Source organism: Candidatus Amarobacter glycogenicus, assembly GCF_016704105.1.
Lineage (GTDB): Bacteria > Chloroflexota > Dehalococcoidia > Tepidiformales > Tepidiformaceae > Amarobacter > Amarobacter glycogenicus.
Genome location: NZ_JADJAT010000009.1, coordinates 1 through 17,505, shown reverse-complemented (window position 1 = coordinate 17,505; position 17,505 = coordinate 1). Strand labels below are relative to the sequence as shown.

The window sequence follows — 17,505 nt, the reverse complement described above, 5'->3', positions numbered from 1 at the left end:
CAGCCCAGTTCGCGATGATCAGGCTGCAGGCTCATCACCGTGTAGCCCCGGATTTCATGCTCGTCTTCCACGGCCACCAGCACATCCCGCGTTCCCATTGGTCGAGCAAACCCTCACCACGAGGATAAGGAAGGCGTGAGCGGACGCGGCAAGCCCGGACCAGGCGCAGCGTGACGAAGCGATGACGCGCATCTTCCTCGGCACGTTGATCACTTGCCAGACGTGATCGGTTTTGAACACGCCGCTGATGTGGAAACAGCGGGAAAGATCGGCCAGATTGGCCGCACGAATGTCACGGACCGGACCTATGCAGCTACCGCCGGGGTTGTGACGCCTACTTGATTTTAACTACGCTGTCGCTGAAAGAAATGTAGATCGCATGGCTTCCGGTCCGATGCTGACGCCAGTTTCTGATAAATATTCTGCAGATGGAACTTGACCGTGTTTTCTTCAACACCAGGCGATCGTAATCTGCGCGTTAGTCATGCCTTGTGACACCCAAGCAACACCTCTCCTCACGCTCCGAAGGCACCTGCGGGTTAGGCTCCACTTGGGCTGAGCGTGGCTGATAACCAGCGGCGAGGCTGCGCGAGGACACCAACTGGCCGTGGAACACCTGGCGGATCGCAACTGGAATCTTGTGCGGGGGTTCAGTCAACCAAGCGATGCCATCGGCCTCCCGTGGAAGGACGCTCTGAAACGGTACGCCGTCGCTGGCGCGGTCAAAATCAGGGACAATCGTCGGCGGGTTACTGCGGCGAATCTGGGCCAGGCCTCAGCCCCAGTCATGTCGGGCAGTTGAATGTCAATGCCGCTGCCACATCAGGCCGCCGCACGCACCTCTGCGAAGCAGATCCGGCCATTCATGGCAGAGCCGACCACACATCCATATCGGGTTCCTGTTTGAGGATGCCGCGTAACCCCTTCAGCTTCCGGTTCGCGGTCGTCTGCCAGGACCCGCGAATCGGCAGCAGTTTTGCGTTTTCGTCAGGGTCAGTTGCTGTTAGTGCTCATAAGCCGGAATCCTTACCTGAATACTGCGTGCCGCAGCTGAGGCTTCCAGCCAGATGGTGAATGTGCCGCCCGCCATCTTGACCCGATCGGCAGCTGCCACAGGCCGATGTGGGTGGCCGGCCTTCCTCCTGCCTCGGCGGCGAGCGCGCCACCGCATCGGGGAAGCCGGCCCCAGGTCTGTCCACTGTCAGGCACAGGCTGCCGTTACCCGTACTCAGGCGCGACGCGGTAAAATGACGGCATTGACGCCCGCGTTTGTGCGTGCCAGAGGGCTTCCTGCAAAATCCGATAGACCCGCAATCTTGATTGGCAGCGGCACCATCGGCAGCGAATCCTCAACCTCCAGGTCAACCGTGCTACCGGTCAACTCCTCGTGCTGGATAATCAGCCCTTCTACGACGGCAGCCGGGCAGATGGCGGGCAAACTCAGGCGGACGGAAGAAGCGATGAAGTTTCGCAATCTCTCCGTCAATGAGCTTACAACAGCCCCTGACACCGCGGCAGGCGCTTCCTGCAAGATCCATGTGGTCTCCAGTGTCAAGCCGCTGCCATGTTGCCGCCAGTTGGACTTTGCAGGTCAGGTTGACCTGGGAGAGGGCTGGAAGGCATGTTTTGCCAGGCCATCGTGGATGTCCAGGATGATGCGGCCGAACTCCTCTTCGTTGATGGTTGGCATGTCAAGGAGGCGCGCCGACCGCGCACTGCTGCGCCTTTGCTGCTGCACCGTCCGCTCCAGCGCATGTACCCGGTGCCGCCAGGCGCGACCGCATTCGTGGTCACGACCGAGGGTCGTGAGCTCGACGGTCGCCGCGGATGGGCCAGGCATAACGTCCCCACGTTTCATTCTCGACCATCCGGCGATGCGGCGCCTCTCTCAGTCACTGCGGCGCCATCGAGGAGTGATGTCCCCGCCAAGCCAAGTAGTCCTCGCTCAAGCTGCGCCCGGGCCGAGCCCCGCAGGCGCTGCCACATCGGTCAGCAGCGCCTTCCTATCGTCATCCGTTTGCCATAATAATATGCTACCGGCACCGCTTCTCCTTTGCGCTGCGTGGCTAAAACCGCTAGCCACAATCTGCGGCCGCAGCTTTCGGGATCCGCAGTCGCCCGCCTGCTGGGTCCTATACCAGGGCTTTTCGGCGACCGGGTAGGTCTTATACACACACGGCCACCGGGCATCTGCAAAAAGGCGCATTCATCTGCACATTGCTCTCCAAAATCCAGGAAAGCTTCGCCACTGATAGCCCTTGGACAGGGGCGGCACGTTTTTTTCGTTTCAGCAAGAGCAAGGCATCACCTGCACACACCTTTCTTCGACGACGCCCCAGGGCGATCACGCGCTGCTTTTTGATGGAAACGCTTGTAGCACAGCGCCTTGAGAATCGTCAGCGGGCTGACGCGGCCGTTCATGTGCGTACGACGTTGACGCATCCGGGCACCATCAGGCCCACGCCAATGACGCGTCTGGCCTCCGGCCCTGCGCCACCTCGGCAATCCAGATCAGGACAGGGATTCATGGCCTGCTTGAGTTGTTGCGCCAGGTATCCATCTCGGCCCCGGTCATCGGCACAAAGCCCCAATTTTCTCCCAGGCCGCAAGATTATAGACCTCCCTTGAAACGTCCCACCTCACGATCGAAATCCTCACGTAATCGGCCGCAAACGGATTTCGCCACTTCGCGCACTTTTTTTCCCCTACATCCCAGCTTGGTGGGCAACTGGCCCAGGTCACGCGCTTCCTGCCAAAATCCATGAAATAGGCGAACAGGTCCATCGCCTTGTGAAAAAACCGGCCTGCTCGACCAACACCGGATAGAACGGCGGGTTGCAGGTCATCATGACCATGGGTGACGAATCGAAACCATCTACCAATAGCCCACATTCATCGTTTCGTGGAGGTTCATCGGCCGCGAATGGCGGTCATGCCGCGACCGGCCACCCACCATCCCACGCTGTGTCCAACAGCGCCCTGGTACCTGGGGATCGTTGAGGTTCGAAAAAAGCCGAAAAAGCCGACCTGCTCGTTGTGAAACTCGGTGTGGCGGTGGTTGATCGCCGCGCCGCGCTCATTGACCACTTCGCTTTGCAGGGATGCCAGCGGCATGTCAGGTGTGAGAGTCGTATCGGCGCGCTTGATGAACGCGGAGGCCAGAAAAAGCGCCACCTCCATGTGTTCGAGAGATGGGTTCTTCTTGGGGTCGAACATCGCCTTGCGATCACCGATCAAGGGCGGCACCCAATAGGGTCACCCTTGTAAACGCGCCAGGGGAACCTGATGAATTGCATCTTCTCGCTGTCCGTCGTCGCTGCGCTCACCCGCAGATTGATTAGTTCCATTAGATATCTCCCGTGTGGTATCTCCCGTGGCATCTCCATCTCATCCTTTCCAGCGTCATGCTGGTTTCGGCGCCGCGGCTTGCGCCGTTGGGCTTCGAAATCGTAGCTGCCCGTGCGGTCGCTCGGCAGCCGTTCAAAGCTCGCCGTAACGAACCATCTGCAAAAGACGCGTAAACTCGCGCTTGGGGTCGCGGGCATAGCGTTCGAGGTCCAGGTTGAGCATGCGGCTCTCTGCGCCATGCGGTCCCTAGCCTGCGCGGCCCGTTGGTCCACAAACTGCCGTAGCGCGGCTAGGGCCGGCTTTCGCTGCCATCTGCGCGCAACAGGCCGCAGGTACGCGTCCACTGGGCCAGATCATAGGGAGGCTCACTGTGCAGCGCCGGCGCGTAATCGGCATAGCACCAGAGGAAAACGCCCGCCACTCCCTGCCTGAAGGCGAGGCGCAGAGCTTCGGCGATGTAGGCGCTCTGCTCCTCCTCGCTGGCGAGGTAGATCCAGCGCGGCCAGCGCCACACGCGATCGGGTTGCACGACGCCAGGGAGGCCAGGGGCCACGGTGGGCAGGCCAATGGCGTGAATGAGCGGCGCAGGCACGCCGAGGTGCGCATGAGATCACAGGCAAAACGGGCCGGCAACAGATCAAGGGATCACGCGGGTCGGTAAACGTAAAGACCGACACCGCCACTTGGTCGAGCAGCGCAAGCCAGGGCGGTCAGCGGCAAGGGAAAGCGACGAGTTACCGCGCGCTGTCCCAGGCCCCAGGTGCGCACACGGCCCGGTGACAGTTCGCCAATGCGCTCAGCGACCTGGCCGACCCAATCCTCCCAGGCGCCACGGCTGAGATCAAGCGGGAGCTGCTCCGCCCAGGCGCCCAGGTCCCAGCCCCACACGGCCGGATGGTTGCCAAAGAAACCAACGAGTTCATCCACCAGACGCATCTGCGCTGCCGCCAGCACGCCGGTGAAGATAGGGCGCAGCGCCCCTGGCGAACCTCACGATCATGACTGATGAAGCGCACCGCCGGCTGCACCGGCCGCGATCAAGGCACCAATCGGGGAAGAAGAAGGCGCCATCCACCGGGCCACTGAACAGGGTGGGCAACACAAACAGATGTTGATCTGCGCCGCGGTCAACAGTGCGTCCAGGGAATCCAACGCGCGGTGGTTGATGTGCGCTTCACCTGGCTGAAAATCTTGCCAGGTCAGGAAGATGCGCACCGCGTCCAGCCCCCAGGCAGCAATCTGTGCCAGTTCGTCGCGCACTTCGCCGCGATCGAACGCCTGCCACAGTTTGATACCTTTGCACCGCGGGAAATAGTTTATGCCTAACAGAAATTGCGCAACGTCTGGCGCCATTCCGATGCCTCAGTGTGTTTCGGGTAGGGTCTGATTATATCGCAAATGGCGTTTTGCTGCCATTTGCCGCGCGGCGCGCTGTGAGCCTGAGCTCGCATGCACAAGTTTTCCATTTATGGCTGCCTGTAGTAGAATGGGAAGGGTTAAGTGAGGTGTTACCATGACAGTCAGCGATAACAACCAACCTTCGCCAACAACCCTTGATGGGCTTCTGGCCATGCTGCCCAAGAGCATGGCTCCCCAGGATCGTGATCTGATCGAGCGCGCCTACCACGTAGCCGATCATTCACACGAGGGTCAACTACGCGCCTCCGGTGAGTCATACATGTACCACCCCCTGGCCGTCGCCGGCATTCTGGCCGAGATCAACCTCGACGCGGCCACCCTGGCCGCGGCACTCCTGCACGATGTGGTTGAAGACACACCGTACACCATCGAAATGATGCAGCGCGACTTCGGACCAGAGGTCGCCAAGCTGGTAGATGGCGTGACCAAACTCGACAAAATCAACGAGTTGCGGCGCACCCATGAGCGCATGGCCGACACCAAGGCCGAATCGTTGCGCAAGATGTTCCTGGCCATGGTGGATGACATTCGCGTGGTGCTCATCAAACTGGCTGACCGCCTGCATAACATGCGCACGCTGGGCGCCCTGCCCGAACACAAGCGCAGACGCATCGCCCGTGAAACGCTCGAAATTTTGCACCTCTCGCCAACCGCCTCGGCATCTGGCAGATCAAGTGGGAACTGGAAGATCAGGCTTTCCGCCACCTGGAACCGGCCACCTACAAGGCCATTGCACAGGCCATTGATCAACGGCGCGGGAACGCGAACGCTCCATTGGCCTGGTGGTCAACACGTTGGAGCAAGAAATGCGCCAGATGGGCATCAAGGCGCATATCTATGGACGCCCCAAACACATCTACAGTATCTGGCGCAAGATGAAGCGCAAGGATGTGGACTTCGATCAGATCTACGATGCCCAGGGCGTACGTGTGGTTCTGGACGAATTGCGTGACTGCTACGCGGCGCTGGGGATTGTACACAGCCTGTGGCGCCCCATCCCCGGCGAGTTCGACGACTACATCGCCACGCCGAAAGAGAATCAGTACCGGTCGCTGCACACGGCCGTCGTGGGTCCCGGCGGCCGCCCGCTCGAGGTGCAGATTCGCACCGGCGACATGCAGCACACGGCCGAATATGGCATCGCGGCGCACTGGCGCTACAAAGAGCAGCCCACACGCCGCGATGTGGATTTCGAGAACAAGATCGCCTGGCTGCGGCAGTTGATGGAGTGGCGTCAGGAGGTCGGCGAGGCGCAAGAGTTCGTGGATGCGCTGAAGACAGACATCTTTCAGGATCGTGTCTACACCTTTACCCCACGCAGTGACATCATTGACTTGCCGGCCGGGGCCACACCGATTGATTTTGCCTACGAGGTGCATACCGAAATCGGTCATCGCTGCCGCGGCACGTCAACGGCAAGATGCTGGCACTGGACAGCAAACTCGCACAAGGCGACCAGGTTGAGATCATCACCACTAAAACGCAGCGGTCCCAGTCGTGATTGGCTCAATCCGCACCTGAATTATGTGCGCACGCAGCGGGCACGCAGCAAGATTCGGCAGTGGTTCCGTAAGCAGGATCGCCAGGAGAATATCACCGAGGGTCGCAATTTACTCGAAAAGGAATTGCGGCGCCTCAGCGTACAGCCGGCCAGCTATGAGAGCCTGGCCAAACAGTTCGGCTACGACAAGGTGGATGATTTCTTCTGCGCCATCGGCGCCGGCGATATCAACCCGCAGCAGATCGCCAGCCGTATCATGGAGGATGAGCGGCCTAAGATCCGGCCATGCTGATCCCGCCAGAGACCGTGAGCGGCAAGCGATCCAGCGAGTTGGAGGGCATCAGCGTCTCCGGCGTCGAGGGCCTGTTGACGCACCATGCCCAGTGTTGTAAGCCACTCCCCGGCGAGAGCATTGTCGGTTATGTCACCCGCGGGCGCGGGGTGTCCATCCATCGCCGCGACTGCCCCAACATCCTCTCCACCAAGGAACATGAGCGCCTCATCTATGTGGAATGGGGCGGCGAACAGCGCACCTACCCGGTCAGCATCCTGGTCAAAGCCTTCGATCGTAGCGGCCTCTTGCGTGACATTGCCAGCCTGGTGGCGGATGAAAAGATCAACATGCGCGAGGCGCAGGCGCGCACCGGGCTGAAGGACAACTCGGCTGTTGTCACCGCTACCCTGGACATTAGCAGCACCGTGCAGTTGAGCCGTCTGTTGACCCGCATCGAGCGCCTGCCCAATGTGGTCGAGGCGCAGCGTCAGATCGGTTGAGCGGAGCCGTGTGACGATCAACAATAAAGGGTCAGGAGTTGACACTCCTGACCCTTTGTTGTTTGCCCGCCGCAGGCATACGCCGATTGGCGTCCAACGCCTCGACTTGATTCGCTGCGGCGAGCAGGGTTTGTGTCTCATCTGCTCGGCGAACCCGCACATCTACGCAGTTACGTCACACGATCAGCCGTCAGGCGATGCGGCGGCGCAGAACCAGGGCGGCCCCGGTAACCAGCAGCGCCAGCGCGGCGAGCGGCAGCAGCGTGGTGTTGGCTTGAGCATCCAGGGTGGACAGGGTCACGGCGGTGGGTGCCGCGGCCGTGTAGGAGACGGTGTCAATACCGATGTAGTTGGAGTTGGCGCCGCTCGGGCCGCCGTCGGTGACGAAGTAGCGGAACGCGAAGCGGCCCAGGGTCGGCGCAGGCACCTGCGCGGCAGTCAGCGTAACCACGTATTCGGTCCACACTTCAGGATAACCGCCGGCTGCCAGGGTCGGGTTGACCTCCGCGAGGACGGTGGTAAAGTCGCCCACACTGGTGGCAGTGGCGCCGACATTGGTGCTGGCGCCGTTGAGGCTCATGCGCAGTTCCAGCCGATCAGGCCAGATGCTGCCGGCGGCGGTGCTGGTCCAGAAGCGGAAGGTGTCGCCCGCCGACAGGGTGACGGCCGGAGTCATCATCCAGTTGCTGATGGTGCCCGTGCCGCTGGTGTTGTTGTAGTTGGCGCCGAGGTAGGAGGTGGTGCTGCCCGCCTGGGCCGGAAAGACGGTGTCATTGCCCTGGAACCAACCGGTGGAACCCAGGGGGCTGCTGTTGTTCTGGCTTGCCCAGCCCAGGCCCGGGAGCAGGGTGATATCCTCGAAGCCTTCACTGAAGTCAGCCAGGGGCGCCTGCGGGGCGGCCTCGGTGCGCTGCGGCAATTGGGCGCCGGTACCGGCATCGGACTTGGGGCCGCCGGCCGCAAGCGCCCAGGGCCAGCACGCTCAGACAGAGCGCAAGGACGAGTAAAATCGCCCATACACGACTTGCACGATTTAGCATGGTTTCATTCCTTTCTCATGTCGAACCTACGAAAAACAGAGCAGGACACAAACGGAGACGTAACGGCGTGACGGAACAATGCCCATTATAGCCGACAACGCCTGTAATGCCAATATGCCACCGGGCGATCGAGGTCGCTGCAACGAGTACGCAGCCTCCCTGCGGAGGCTGCCGGTCGTCGGCCTGCATCGGCTGGCTGGACTGCGGAGGCGGGTCTGGTTTTCATTACTACGGCTGCATCTCGTATGCGCCGTTGTACCCGACCACCTCGGCCCAGACGCGGCGATAGCGCGCCTCATCAAAGACGGGCTTGCGCACCATGCGCAGAGCCATTTCCATCTGCCGCGCGGTGCTGCTCGCTTTGCTGTAGAGCTGCAAGGCATAGCGGCTGACATCGCGCACCATGAAGTCGAAGATCTGCTCCACCAGGTCGGCGTGCATAGGATAGATCTCGGCGTTCTCCAGAATCAACTGCGCGTAGACCACCTGGGCGAACAACTCGCCCAGGGCCAGCAGGAAATCGGTGTCGAGCGCCTGCGCATCGCTGGGCGTGGCGCGGGCCAAGAACTCCTTGAAGACGGCCACCTGCTCCTTGAAAACGTTGACGTTGGGCAGGTCAAAGCGGTTGAAGACCAGGTTGTAGTCGTGGAAACGAATCTTGCCCAGCCCACGCGCCGGGCCTTGATGGAAGAGGAAATCGTCGTGCGCGGCGTCATCACGCCGCGGTACGTCGGGGTAAGACGCGGGGTTGAAGAAGTAGTTCGGCATGAACTTGATGATGAGCGCGATATTGACATGCACCGTCCCTTCCAGCTTGGGCAGGGCGCGAATGTCACGCGCGGCCATCTCGAAATAGGTGCTGCGCTCGAACCCCTTGGCCGCGATCACATCCCACAGCAGGTTGACCACCTCTTCGCCCTGCGTCGTTACCTTCATCTTGACCATTGGGTTGTACAGGAGGTAGCGCCGGTCGCTGGCGGAGGCGGAGCGGAGATAGTCGGCCGCACGCAGGGCAAACAGTTTCATGGCGACCAGCCGTGCGTAGGCGTCGGTGAACATCTGCTGCACGTGCCCGAAATCGGTCACCGCGCGGCCGTAGAGGAAACGGTTGGCCGCATGGTTGATGGCCTCGTAGAAGGCATGTGTGCAGATGCCAATCGAAGCCCAGCCCAGGTTGTACTTGCCCACGTTGACGGTGTTGAGTGAGGCGTCCCAGGCGTCCTGCCCGCTGGAGAGAATATCCGCGGCGGTGATGGGGTAGTCATCCAACAGGTATTCGCCGACGTAGGACTGGCTGGCGACGACGTTCTGCATGAGCTGGAAACGCGGATGCTGCGCATCCACGGCGAAGAAGACGTAGTCCTGGTTGTGGCTGAACTTGCCAAAGGTCGAGATCATGGCCGCGTGGTTGGCGTTGCCAATGTAATACTTGTCGCCGCGCGCCAGGTACGTGCCATCCGGCTGTGGCGCCAGCAGCATGTCGCTGGCGTAGATGTCCGCGCCATGCTCCTTTTCAGACAGGCCAAAGCCGAAGATGGCGCCTTCGCGCAGCGCCTGTGCGGCGCGGCGCTTGGCGTCCTCGTTCTGGCTCATCCAGATGGGGCCAAGCCCCAGAATTGTCACCTGCCAGGTGTACCAGTAGGGCAGGCCGTAGAAACCGAGGATTTCGTTGAACTCACAGTTGCGCCAGGTGTCCCAGCGTGCGTCGGCGTCGCCATAGCCGGCCGGGGTGAGCAGGGTGGCAAAAATGCCTTCACGCTTGACAAAATCGAGCAGGTCGGCGTACCAAACGTGGTCATAGTCATCGGCCTTGAGCTTTTGCTTGCCTTTTTGCTCGAAGAAGGCCACCGTTTTCTGCATGATCGCGCGCGAACGCTCGTCGGGGTAATAACGATCAAGGTGCTTGGGGTTGAGAAGAATCATGCCTGTTACCTGATATCATAGATTGAGTGGGAGGCTGGCTTGGATGCACGGGCGAGGTCGCTTTCACTTACTCTGTTACCCAACAGGCGTGCGGCGGGAAGTTGACCGTGACAGCCTGATTGACCTGGGGCAGTGTGAGCAGGCGCTCGTTGAATAGATCAACCGACAGGAAGGTGTCTCCCAGGTCCACGCGCACACGCACGATGGCGCCCAGGAAGGTGACGGCTTCGATGCGGCCGTCCAGGTGGTTATCGCCAGGCGAGTGTCGCAGGCCCAGTTCTTCCGGGCGGATGGCGAGGTGTTTGGCTGCGCCGGGCGCGGCTTCGATCGGCTCGCCCGTGGCAACCGGCTGGCCTTCGAAAGTACACATCCCGGTCTGGGGGTCGGCAATGGTGACAGGGAGCATGTTCAACTGGCCGATGAACGCGGCCGTGAACGCGGTCCTGGGGTAGTTGTAAATCTCGAAGGGCGTGCCGATCTGTTCCACCTGACCCGCGCTCATGACCACGATGCGATCGGAGAGGGAGAGCGCCTCTTCCTGATCGTGGGTGACATAGATCGTGGTGATGCCAAGCTGTCGTTGGATGCGGCGAATTTCGGAGCGCAGTTCGACCCGGATTTTGGCGTCCAGGGCGGAGAGCGGTTCATCGAGCAGCAGTACCTGCGGATGGATGGCCAGGGCGCGCGCCAACGCGACGCGCTGCTGTTGACCGCCCGACAACTGATGGGGATAGCGGCTGCCGAAGCCGGGCAGATGAATCACGTCCAGCATTTCGGCCACGGTGCGGTCAATCTCCGCTTTGGGCAACCGCGCGATCTTCAGGCCAAAGCCTACATTGTCGGCCAGCGTCATGTTCGGAAAGAGGGCGTAGGACTGAAAGACCATGCCGACGTTGCGCTGATTGGGCGGCTTCATGGTGATGTCCTGGCCGTTGACCACGATCGTTCCGGTCGTAGGCAATTCGAATCCGGCAATCATGCGCAGTGTGGTGGTTTTGCCGCAGCCGCTCGGCCCCAGGAAGGAGATGAACTCGCCGCGCTCGACATCAAGGTTGAAGTCGCGCACGGCGACGCTGTTCCCGAACACTTTAGAGATGTTTGTCAGGGCTAGAAATCCCATTGCCTCACCTTGCCCCCACGAGTTGGCGCTGGCCTGGCTGGCCGCGTCCGAAGAATTGAATCAGACCCATAAAAAGCCAGGTCAGCGCGAAACTGATGATGGCCAACGCGGATGATTCATAGGTCTTGTTCTGCCCAATCAGCGACATATACGGGCCAAACGCGTTGATGCCCACGAGAAAACTGGCGATGGTATACTCGCCGACAACGGTCGCCAGGGTCAGGAACGCGCCGCTGAGCAGCGATGAGCGCAGGTTGGGGAAGATGACCTGCAACAGGATGACGCCCCAGCCCGCGCCCAGACTCTGAGCCGCTTCGGTCAGGGTACGCACGTCAATGGCTGCCAGGCCCGTGTCCACGGCCCGGTACATGTAGGGCAGCGCCAGGATGACGTAGGCGGCCACCAGCAGGGTGTTGGTGCCGGCGCGGAAGTTGGTGAGTGGCAGAAAGCCCCCGCCATACACGCGGATCAGGCCGAAAACGAGCACGATCGCGGGCACCACAAACGGCATCAGGGTAATGAACTCGATCACCGGTCGCAGCTTGGGCAGGCGCAGGCGGATCCAATAGGCGGTGGGGACGATCAAGATCAGGCTGACCAGGATGGTCAAGATGGCCATCTCCAGCGAGAAGAGCAGAGTTTGGCGAAACTGCGGATCGGCCAGCACACGCTGATAGGCGAGCAGGCTGAGTTGCCCCTTCTTGGCCCGCAGGGAGAAGTCCAGCGTGGCGTAGAGCGGCACAAAGAAGTAAAGAATGCCGAGGGCGGTCCACAGCCAGCCCCAGAGTGTGTTGCGTTTCATAGGCGCAGCCACCTTTCACTGCGGCGGCGCAGCACGTAGTAGATCGCCATCGAGACCGCCATCACGACCACCATCCCCACGGCCAGGGCATAGCCCAGACCGGGATTGTGCAGCACGTCACCCTTGATCTGGGAGCCGATGAGGATCGTCACCAGGTTGATCAGCCCGCCGGTCAGGAGAGTGCGGTGGCGTAGGCGCCGAACGCGTTACCGAACAGGAGGATCATGGCGCCGAGCAGCGAAGGCATCAGCACGGGCAGCCCCACGTAGCGCCAGTACTGCCAGCCGGTGGCGCCCAGGTTTTCGGCAGCCTCGCGCCACTCGCGGCGCAGTCCTTCCAACGCGGGGGTGATGATCAGCACCATCAACGGGAACTGGAAATAGAGGTAGGTGACGCTCAGCCCCCAGAAGCTGTAGAGGTTGAAGCCGTGGTCGTAGAGGTTGAAGCCCAAGAGGTTCTTGAGCAGCACTGTCACCAAGCCCAGGCGGCCGAGGGTGGCGATGAAGGCGAAGGCGAGCGGTACGCCGGCGAAGTTCGAGGCCACGCCGCTGAAGGTCGCCATGCCAGCGGTCACCCAGCGGCAGGCCGGTCAGGGTGGCTGAGTAGGCCAGGAAAAGCCGAACAACCCACCGACGACCGCCGTGAAGAGGCTGATACGAATGGTGATCCAGTAGGCGCTGAGGATGGATGGCGTGAACAGGCCGGCAACGTTGGCCAGGGTGAATTGGCCCTGGTTGTCCTGAAAGCTGCCGATGAACAACGATAGCGAGGGGAGGAATAGAAAAAACAGGGTGAAGATCAAAAAGGGCGCGACGCCAAGCCACGCCCAATTGACGACGTGCGGGACGCGCCAGTGGCGCGTCCCGCGGTGTAGAAGGTGTGGGTTGCAATGTGCTCGCCACGGACCGCTGCTACTTCACGTCGGCGCCGACGACTTTGTCCCAGCCATCGGTGATCGCCTTCTTGGCGGCATTGATCTGGTCAATTGTCGGGAAGACGGCCTTGGCGTAGAGATCGGCCGCCGGTAGGTTGGCAGTAATCTCAGCCGGGATCGCGTTCCGCTTGACCATGTCGTTGTAGCGAATGGGGTGGCAGCCGCCCTTCAGCCAGATCAACTGGCCTTCGTCCGAGTAGAGGTATTCCATCCACAGCTTGGCCGCGTTGGGATGGGGTGCGTACGCGCTGATGGCCTGGATGTAAACGCCGGCAATGACACCCGTCTTGGGAATCACGACTTCGATGTTGGGGTTGCCGGCCAGGGCGGTCTTGTCGGCCAGGGCGTTGTAGTCCCAGCGGGTGATGACCGGGGTCTCGCCTTTGGCAACAGTGGCCTGTTTGGCGATCACAGGGACGAAGTTGCCCACCTCGTTCAGCTTCTTGAAGAACTCCAGGCCGGGCGCCACGTTGTCGAGCGAACCGCCGTTAGCCAGGGCTGCGGCATAGACGCTCATCTGCGCCTGCGCCGAGGCACGCGGGTCGCCAGAGAGGGCCACCTGGCCCTTGTACTCCGGCTTGAGCAGATCGGCCCAATCCTGCGGTACGTTCTTCACGGCATCCTTGTTGACTTCGAAAGCCAGGACACCGTAGTAGTCGCCATACCAATAGCCATCTGCGTTCTTCGAGTCAGCCGCAATGGTGTCCCAGGTACTGACCTTGTAGGGCTGCACCAGCTTCTCTTCGACCAACTGCGGGCCAAAGCCGTAGCCGACGTCAATGACATCGGGCGCCTGTGGGCCTTTGTTATCCTTGTTGGCCTTGATGGCTTCGACTTCATCGCCGGAGCCGGCATCGGGATTAAGCTCGTTGATCTGCAGGCCGTACTTGGCCTTGAAGCCGGTAATCGCTTCGCCGTAGTTGCACCAGTCGTGGGGCAGGGCGATGGTGGTGAGGGTACCCTCGGCTTTGGCGGCGTCAATCAGCCCCTGCATGTCGGCGGTGACGCCCGATGCAGCAGGTTCAGGGGCTTTGGTGGCCGGAGCGGCGGCAGGCGTGCAACCTGCAACCAGCAGCGCTAACACGGTAATCAGGATGCTCAGATGCATCAAACGGGACTTGCTCACTTCTTGTCTCTCCCTTTTCATCGTATGGATAAGCGGCAGTGGCCTATCCAAGCCAGAAGTCTGAAAATAGAACGGTATTTCAGGGCTAGTCAAGCCCTTAGAGCGCCACATACGGCGCCGGCGGTCAGCCATCGTTTTACGGGTCCACCTCCTTGTGGCGGGCAGATTGGCCCCACGGACGGGGCGAGGAGGAAAGAAGAACTCAGTTGCAAGGGACATTCTAACACCGTTCACCCGCATCGGCAAAGCGCTGCCAGGCGGTTGGAAACCGCTGCCTAACGCAGTCAAAAATCGCATAATCCTGGTCGCCGCCGGATTCGTCCAGCGCGGCCTGAAATTCTTCGTCGTAGACATCGGAAATGCGTTCTTATTGTAGCGATGTTTGATGGAATTCGCAAACAAAATCGTTTGGCCGCGGCTTGACACGCCCTGTGTCCTGAGGGTAGACTTCGGTCAGTTGACAGAGGCAGGAAGGAGCAGCGCCCGTGCCTGACACCGATAATCCACTGAAAAACCTGATCTTGACCTACAAAGAGACCTTCGCCGAGTGGCTGATGGGTAAGCGGTTGCGCTCGGTGCGCACCTTGACTATCGAACTACCAGCCTCACGTCAACGCAGTGATCTGCTTTTCGAGGCGGTAAGCGAAGATAACGATGTAGGGTTACTGCATATCGAGCTTCAAGGAAAGCGCAGTGCGGCCCCTATGCCCTGGCGTATGGTGGATTACATGAGTCGCACGGCGCGCATGAATGGGGACGCCGCGCACCGCAGGGCAGCCTGAAATTGCAGAGCGTCGTTATCTACGTGGGCAAAGGTGCAGGCGCAGGCGATAATGGAGGGTACACAATCGTAAATTTCGCCGGCCAGGCTAGTCTGACGTGGCGGTATGATGTCATTCGCCTGTGGGGAACTCGACGCAGAGGAGGTACTGCAACTCGACAAGCCGGCCCTCCTGGCGCTCGTAGGACAGATGCGTGTGGCGGAACCAGGACGGATCGTTCCTGCGGTGCTTGACAAGATTGCAGCCATACCGACGGCGGACAGCGTAATGAGTTACTGACAGCATTGATCAACCTGATTGGAGATGAGGGTGCTGAAGATGATCGAGCGTATGATTGATGTGGAACTGCTGGACACGCCCTACTTGCGACGGATTCGCCAACAGAGTTGGGGAGAAGGTGTTCATGAAGGGCGCCGTGAGGGCGTCGAGGAAGGGCGCCGTGAGGGCGTCGAGGAAGGAGCGCCGTGAAGGCGTTGAGGAAGGGCGCCGTGAAGGGCGTTGATGAAGAGGCGCCGCAAGGGCGTCGAGGGAAGGGCGCCGTGAAGGCGTTGATGAAGGGGCGCCGCAAAGGGCGTCGAGGAAGGGCGCCGTGAAGGCGTCGGAAGGGCTTGCCGCTGTCTTGGCCGCCATCTCCACGCGCTTCAATCCGCAGGTGCGCCATCAGCCCTGGAGCAGCGCCTGCGTCAGATTCATGATGTCAGCACTCTGTCACATCTACTGAAATCGCTCTTACAGCAAACGCCCTGGATGAATTCCAATCTCAAGTGGAAGCGGCGACGACCGGTACGACGTCGCTAGAGACGTTGCAATGCAACGTCTCTACCTCGCTCCACAAACTCCTGCACCGCCGCAGCACGACCGCGCTCTGTTCGGAGCATCACCATGTGCCCGGCCTCCGGCACTTCCAGCAGCACGCATAACGGGCATCTGCTGCGCCAGGAAGCGGCTGAGCTTGGGCGGCGTCAGCCGGTCGCCCAGGCCCACGATGACCAGGGTGGGCAGAGCAATCTGGCTCAGCGCCGGTCATCGAACGCGCTGCACGCCAAAAATCACCGTGCGTCACGTTCACAGGAGTCTTCAGCATCGCCGCGGCATATGCGTCCAGCGTCGCGGGGTCTGCCTGGCGTTTGTAGGCCCATTCGGCAATCAGGCGCGCCGTGGCCGCATAGTCACGGCTCAGGCCATCCAGAATGGCCGGGGAGACCGCCAGCCGCGCGCCGGTGCCCACCAGGATCAGCCCGGCCAGGCGCTGCGGGTGGTGCAGCGCCACGGTTTGGGCAATCGCACCGCCCATCGAATGGCCTACCAGGACGAACAGCGCAGCTCCAGCGCATCGGCCCAATCCACCACAACCTGCGCATATTCCGCAATCGTGGTGCAGCCCGCGCCAGGCGATTGACCGTGGCCGGGCAAGTCCAGGGCATAAACCGATGTTTCAGGCGGGCGCCGCAGCTCACCCGGCCAGTGCATGGACGTGCCGCCCGCGCCGTGAACCAACACCAGCGGCGCGGCGTGCGGCGCAGTCCCGACCGATGCGCCGATAGTAGATCGTCTGCTCACCCAGGCTGAATCGTTGGCATGGATCGCCTATGCCGTGACCGCGATGGTCGCCAGCGCCGCACCGCGACCGGATAAGCGGTCTTCCAGGTCATTCAGGTATTTCTCAACTTCATGGCGGCCGCGCAGCCCTGGCCCACCGACGTCGCAACCTGCTTGAAGCGCTTGTCCTGAATTCACCGGCGGCAAAGACGCCGGCGATATTGGTGCGCATCAGCATCCGGTGAGCAGATAGCTTTTCGTCCACGGCGACCTTGCCCTCAGCGAACAGGGACGAGTTGGGCAGTGGCCGACAAAAAGAAGAACACCGCCGGTCGGCAAGGTGGACGTGGCGCTGGTCTTGATGTTCTGCAGACTAACCTGACGTCACTCCGCGCCGTTGTCATCGTTGATGGACGTGATGACCGTGTCCCAGATGACGTTGATCTTTTTCGTGCTCGAAGATACGCTTCTGCAAGATCTGACTGGCGCGCAGGCTGTTGCGGCGATGGATCAGGTTACTTTGCTGGCAAAGCGGGTCAGGAAGGAGCGCTTCCTCGCCCTTGCCATCGCCGCCGCCGACCACCACCACCTCACGACCACGGAAGGTGAAGCCATCGCAGGTCGCACAATAGCCTTTCACGCCGCGGCCGGTCAACCCTTCTCGCCCGGCACATCCAGCTTGCGCGACGGCGCGCTCCCGTGCTGATGATGATCGCCCTCGCCTTGTACTCCATCTTGTTGGCCGTATGCACCGTGAAGGGAAACTGCTCGAAATCAACCCGGTCCACATAATCATACTCGATGCGGCAGCCAAACTTCTCGGCCTGCTTCTGCATCTTCTCCACTGCGTCCACGGCCGCTCAGGCTTTCCCGGAAACCCAGGGTAATTCTCGACCTCAGGTAATCGCGACCTGCCCGCCAATTTCATTGCCGGTGATCAGGGCGGATTCAGGTTAGCACGCGCCGTATACAGGCGAAGCCGTCAGGCCCGAAGGCCCGCTGCCGATGATGATGACATTCTCAATCGCTTGTTCTGCAGCCGGCTCCCGATCACCTCATGACCGTTGCTGCCGTTGGTTTCGTTTTGACTCATGATTCTTTATCCTTTTCCTCGACGATTTGATTTTTGATCCCGGACGCTTCTGTGGGCTTCAGATAGCTTGCGCAGTAATTTGGTTATGTCGCCCATTTCATACA

At 60.9% G+C, this 17,505-nt stretch carries 18 protein-coding genes and 1 pseudogene; 6 read left to right on the top strand and 13 right to left on the bottom strand.

Features of this window, described 5'->3' with window-relative positions; genetic code table 11:
- Positions 1-1,228: 1,228 nt before the first annotated feature.
- From IPG14_RS10615 to IPG14_RS10590, 6 genes are all read right to left on the bottom strand, one after another.
- Entirely contained in the window at positions 1,229-1,555 is a 327-nt protein-coding gene (locus tag IPG14_RS10615; RefSeq protein WP_343391792.1) for a hypothetical protein, read from the bottom strand.
- Between the two features lie 36 nt (positions 1,556-1,591).
- Positions 1,592-1,858 carry a hypothetical protein gene (locus IPG14_RS10610; RefSeq protein ID WP_343391791.1) on the bottom strand — a complete coding sequence of 89 codons (267 nt, stop codon included), beginning with the start codon at positions 1,856-1,858 and terminating at the stop codon, positions 1,592-1,594.
- 1,052 nt (positions 1,859-2,910) lie between these two features.
- Positions 2,911-3,237: a hypothetical protein gene (locus tag IPG14_RS10605; protein ID WP_343391790.1), complete on the bottom strand. Its 327-nt coding sequence runs from the start codon at positions 3,235-3,237 to the stop codon at positions 2,911-2,913.
- A 400-nt stretch (positions 3,238-3,637) separates the two neighbouring features.
- Entirely contained in the window at positions 3,638-3,877 is a 240-nt protein-coding gene (locus IPG14_RS10600; RefSeq protein ID WP_343391789.1) for a hypothetical protein, read from the bottom strand.
- Between the two features lie 116 nt (positions 3,878-3,993).
- Positions 3,994-4,302, bottom strand: coding sequence for a hypothetical protein (locus IPG14_RS10595; RefSeq protein ID WP_343391788.1), 309 nt, complete (start codon positions 4,300-4,302; stop codon positions 3,994-3,996).
- Positions 4,303-4,344: 42 nt separating this feature from the next.
- The gene (locus tag IPG14_RS10590) at positions 4,345-4,701 is read right to left on the bottom strand and encodes a hypothetical protein (RefSeq protein ID WP_343391787.1); all 357 of its coding nucleotides are present in this window, start codon (positions 4,699-4,701) and stop codon (positions 4,345-4,347) included.
- A 160-nt stretch (positions 4,702-4,861) separates the two neighbouring features.
- Between IPG14_RS10590 and IPG14_RS10585 the strand changes: the two genes are divergently transcribed.
- From IPG14_RS10585 to IPG14_RS10575, 3 genes are read left to right on the top strand one after another with little or no spacing between them, the layout of a single operon-like run.
- A complete protein-coding gene (locus IPG14_RS10585; protein WP_343391786.1) occupies positions 4,862-5,719 on the top strand; it encodes an HD domain-containing protein in 858 nt (285 codons plus the stop codon).
- Positions 5,643-6,560: a TGS domain-containing protein gene (locus tag IPG14_RS10580; RefSeq protein ID WP_343391793.1), complete on the top strand. Its 918-nt coding sequence runs from the start codon at positions 5,643-5,645 to the stop codon at positions 6,558-6,560. Before IPG14_RS10585 ends, IPG14_RS10580 begins: the two co-directional genes overlap by 77 nt.
- Positions 6,554-7,042, top strand: coding sequence for an ACT domain-containing protein (locus tag IPG14_RS10575; RefSeq protein ID WP_343391785.1), 489 nt, complete (start codon positions 6,554-6,556; stop codon positions 7,040-7,042). The genes IPG14_RS10580 and IPG14_RS10575 overlap by 7 nt, the downstream gene beginning before the upstream one ends.
- A 190-nt stretch (positions 7,043-7,232) precedes the next feature.
- Here the strand turns inward: IPG14_RS10575 and IPG14_RS10570 are convergent, their stop codons facing one another.
- The 6 genes and pseudogenes from IPG14_RS10570 to IPG14_RS10545 form a co-directional block, all read right to left on the bottom strand.
- Complete coding sequence (locus tag IPG14_RS10570; protein WP_343391784.1) at positions 7,233-7,961, bottom strand: choice-of-anchor J domain-containing protein; 729 nt, start codon at positions 7,959-7,961, stop codon at positions 7,233-7,235.
- Between the two features lie 349 nt (positions 7,962-8,310).
- Positions 8,311-10,005, bottom strand: coding sequence for an acyl-CoA dehydrogenase (locus tag IPG14_RS10565; RefSeq protein ID WP_343391783.1), 1,695 nt, complete (start codon positions 10,003-10,005; stop codon positions 8,311-8,313).
- A gap of 67 nt (positions 10,006-10,072) precedes the next feature.
- On the bottom strand, positions 10,073-11,125 hold the full coding sequence (locus IPG14_RS10560; RefSeq protein WP_343391782.1) for an ABC transporter ATP-binding protein: 1,053 nt from the start codon (positions 11,123-11,125) through the stop codon (positions 10,073-10,075).
- Positions 11,126-11,129: 4 nt separating this feature from the next.
- Entirely contained in the window at positions 11,130-11,927 is a 798-nt protein-coding gene (locus IPG14_RS10555; protein WP_343391781.1) for an ABC transporter permease subunit, read from the bottom strand.
- Positions 11,924-12,729 (bottom strand): annotated as a pseudogene (locus IPG14_RS10550) (ABC transporter permease subunit). The gene IPG14_RS10555 and the pseudogene IPG14_RS10550 overlap by 4 nt, the downstream one beginning before the upstream one ends.
- 109 nt (positions 12,730-12,838) lie before the next feature.
- Complete coding sequence (locus tag IPG14_RS10545) at positions 12,839-13,987, bottom strand: extracellular solute-binding protein (RefSeq protein ID WP_343391780.1); 1,149 nt, start codon at positions 13,985-13,987, stop codon at positions 12,839-12,841.
- Positions 13,988-14,472: 485 nt separating this feature from the next.
- On the opposite strand from IPG14_RS10545, the gene IPG14_RS10540 reads away from it, so the two are divergent.
- Positions 14,473-14,769: a hypothetical protein gene (locus tag IPG14_RS10540; protein ID WP_343391779.1), complete on the top strand. Its 297-nt coding sequence runs from the start codon at positions 14,473-14,475 to the stop codon at positions 14,767-14,769.
- 309 nt (positions 14,770-15,078) lie between these two features.
- A complete protein-coding gene (locus tag IPG14_RS10535) occupies positions 15,079-15,237 on the top strand; it encodes a hypothetical protein (RefSeq protein WP_343391778.1) in 159 nt (52 codons plus the stop codon).
- Positions 15,238-15,646: 409 nt separating this feature from the next.
- Here IPG14_RS10535 and IPG14_RS10530 read toward each other — a convergent pair whose 3' ends face one another.
- Positions 15,647-16,111 carry an alpha/beta fold hydrolase gene (locus IPG14_RS10530; protein WP_343391777.1) on the bottom strand — a complete coding sequence of 155 codons (465 nt, stop codon included), beginning with the start codon at positions 16,109-16,111 and terminating at the stop codon, positions 15,647-15,649.
- A gap of 630 nt (positions 16,112-16,741) precedes the next feature.
- Between IPG14_RS10530 and IPG14_RS10525 the strand changes: the two genes are divergently transcribed.
- Entirely contained in the window at positions 16,742-17,014 is a 273-nt protein-coding gene (locus tag IPG14_RS10525; protein ID WP_343391776.1) for a hypothetical protein, read from the top strand.
- The last annotated feature ends 491 nt before the right edge of the window (positions 17,015-17,505 follow it).

Bases quoted from the DNA above. Each gene is read 5' to 3' on its own strand.
- IPG14_RS10610 (WP_343391791.1), bottom strand. From the start codon at position 1,858: ATGAAACGTGGGGACGTTATGCCTGGCCCATCCGCGGCGACCGTCGAG.
- IPG14_RS10590 (WP_343391787.1), bottom strand. From the start codon at position 4,701: ATGGCGCCAGACGTTGCGCAATTTCTGTTAGGCATAAACTATTTCCCG.
- IPG14_RS10585 (WP_343391786.1), top strand. From the start codon at position 4,862: ATGACAGTCAGCGATAACAACCAACCTTCGCCAACAACCCTTGATGGG.
- IPG14_RS10580 (WP_343391793.1), top strand. From the start codon at position 5,643: ATGAAGCGCAAGGATGTGGACTTCGATCAGATCTACGATGCCCAGGGC.
- IPG14_RS10575 (WP_343391785.1), top strand. From the start codon at position 6,554: ATGCTGATCCCGCCAGAGACCGTGAGCGGCAAGCGATCCAGCGAGTTG.
- IPG14_RS10565 (WP_343391783.1), bottom strand. From the start codon at position 10,005: ATGATTCTTCTCAACCCCAAGCACCTTGATCGTTATTACCCCGACGAG.
- IPG14_RS10560 (WP_343391782.1), bottom strand. From the start codon at position 11,125: ATGGGATTTCTAGCCCTGACAAACATCTCTAAAGTGTTCGGGAACAGC.
- IPG14_RS10555 (WP_343391781.1), bottom strand. From the start codon at position 11,927: ATGAAACGCAACACACTCTGGGGCTGGCTGTGGACCGCCCTCGGCATT.
- IPG14_RS10525 (WP_343391776.1), top strand. From the start codon at position 16,742: ATGACGTTGATCTTTTTCGTGCTCGAAGATACGCTTCTGCAAGATCTG.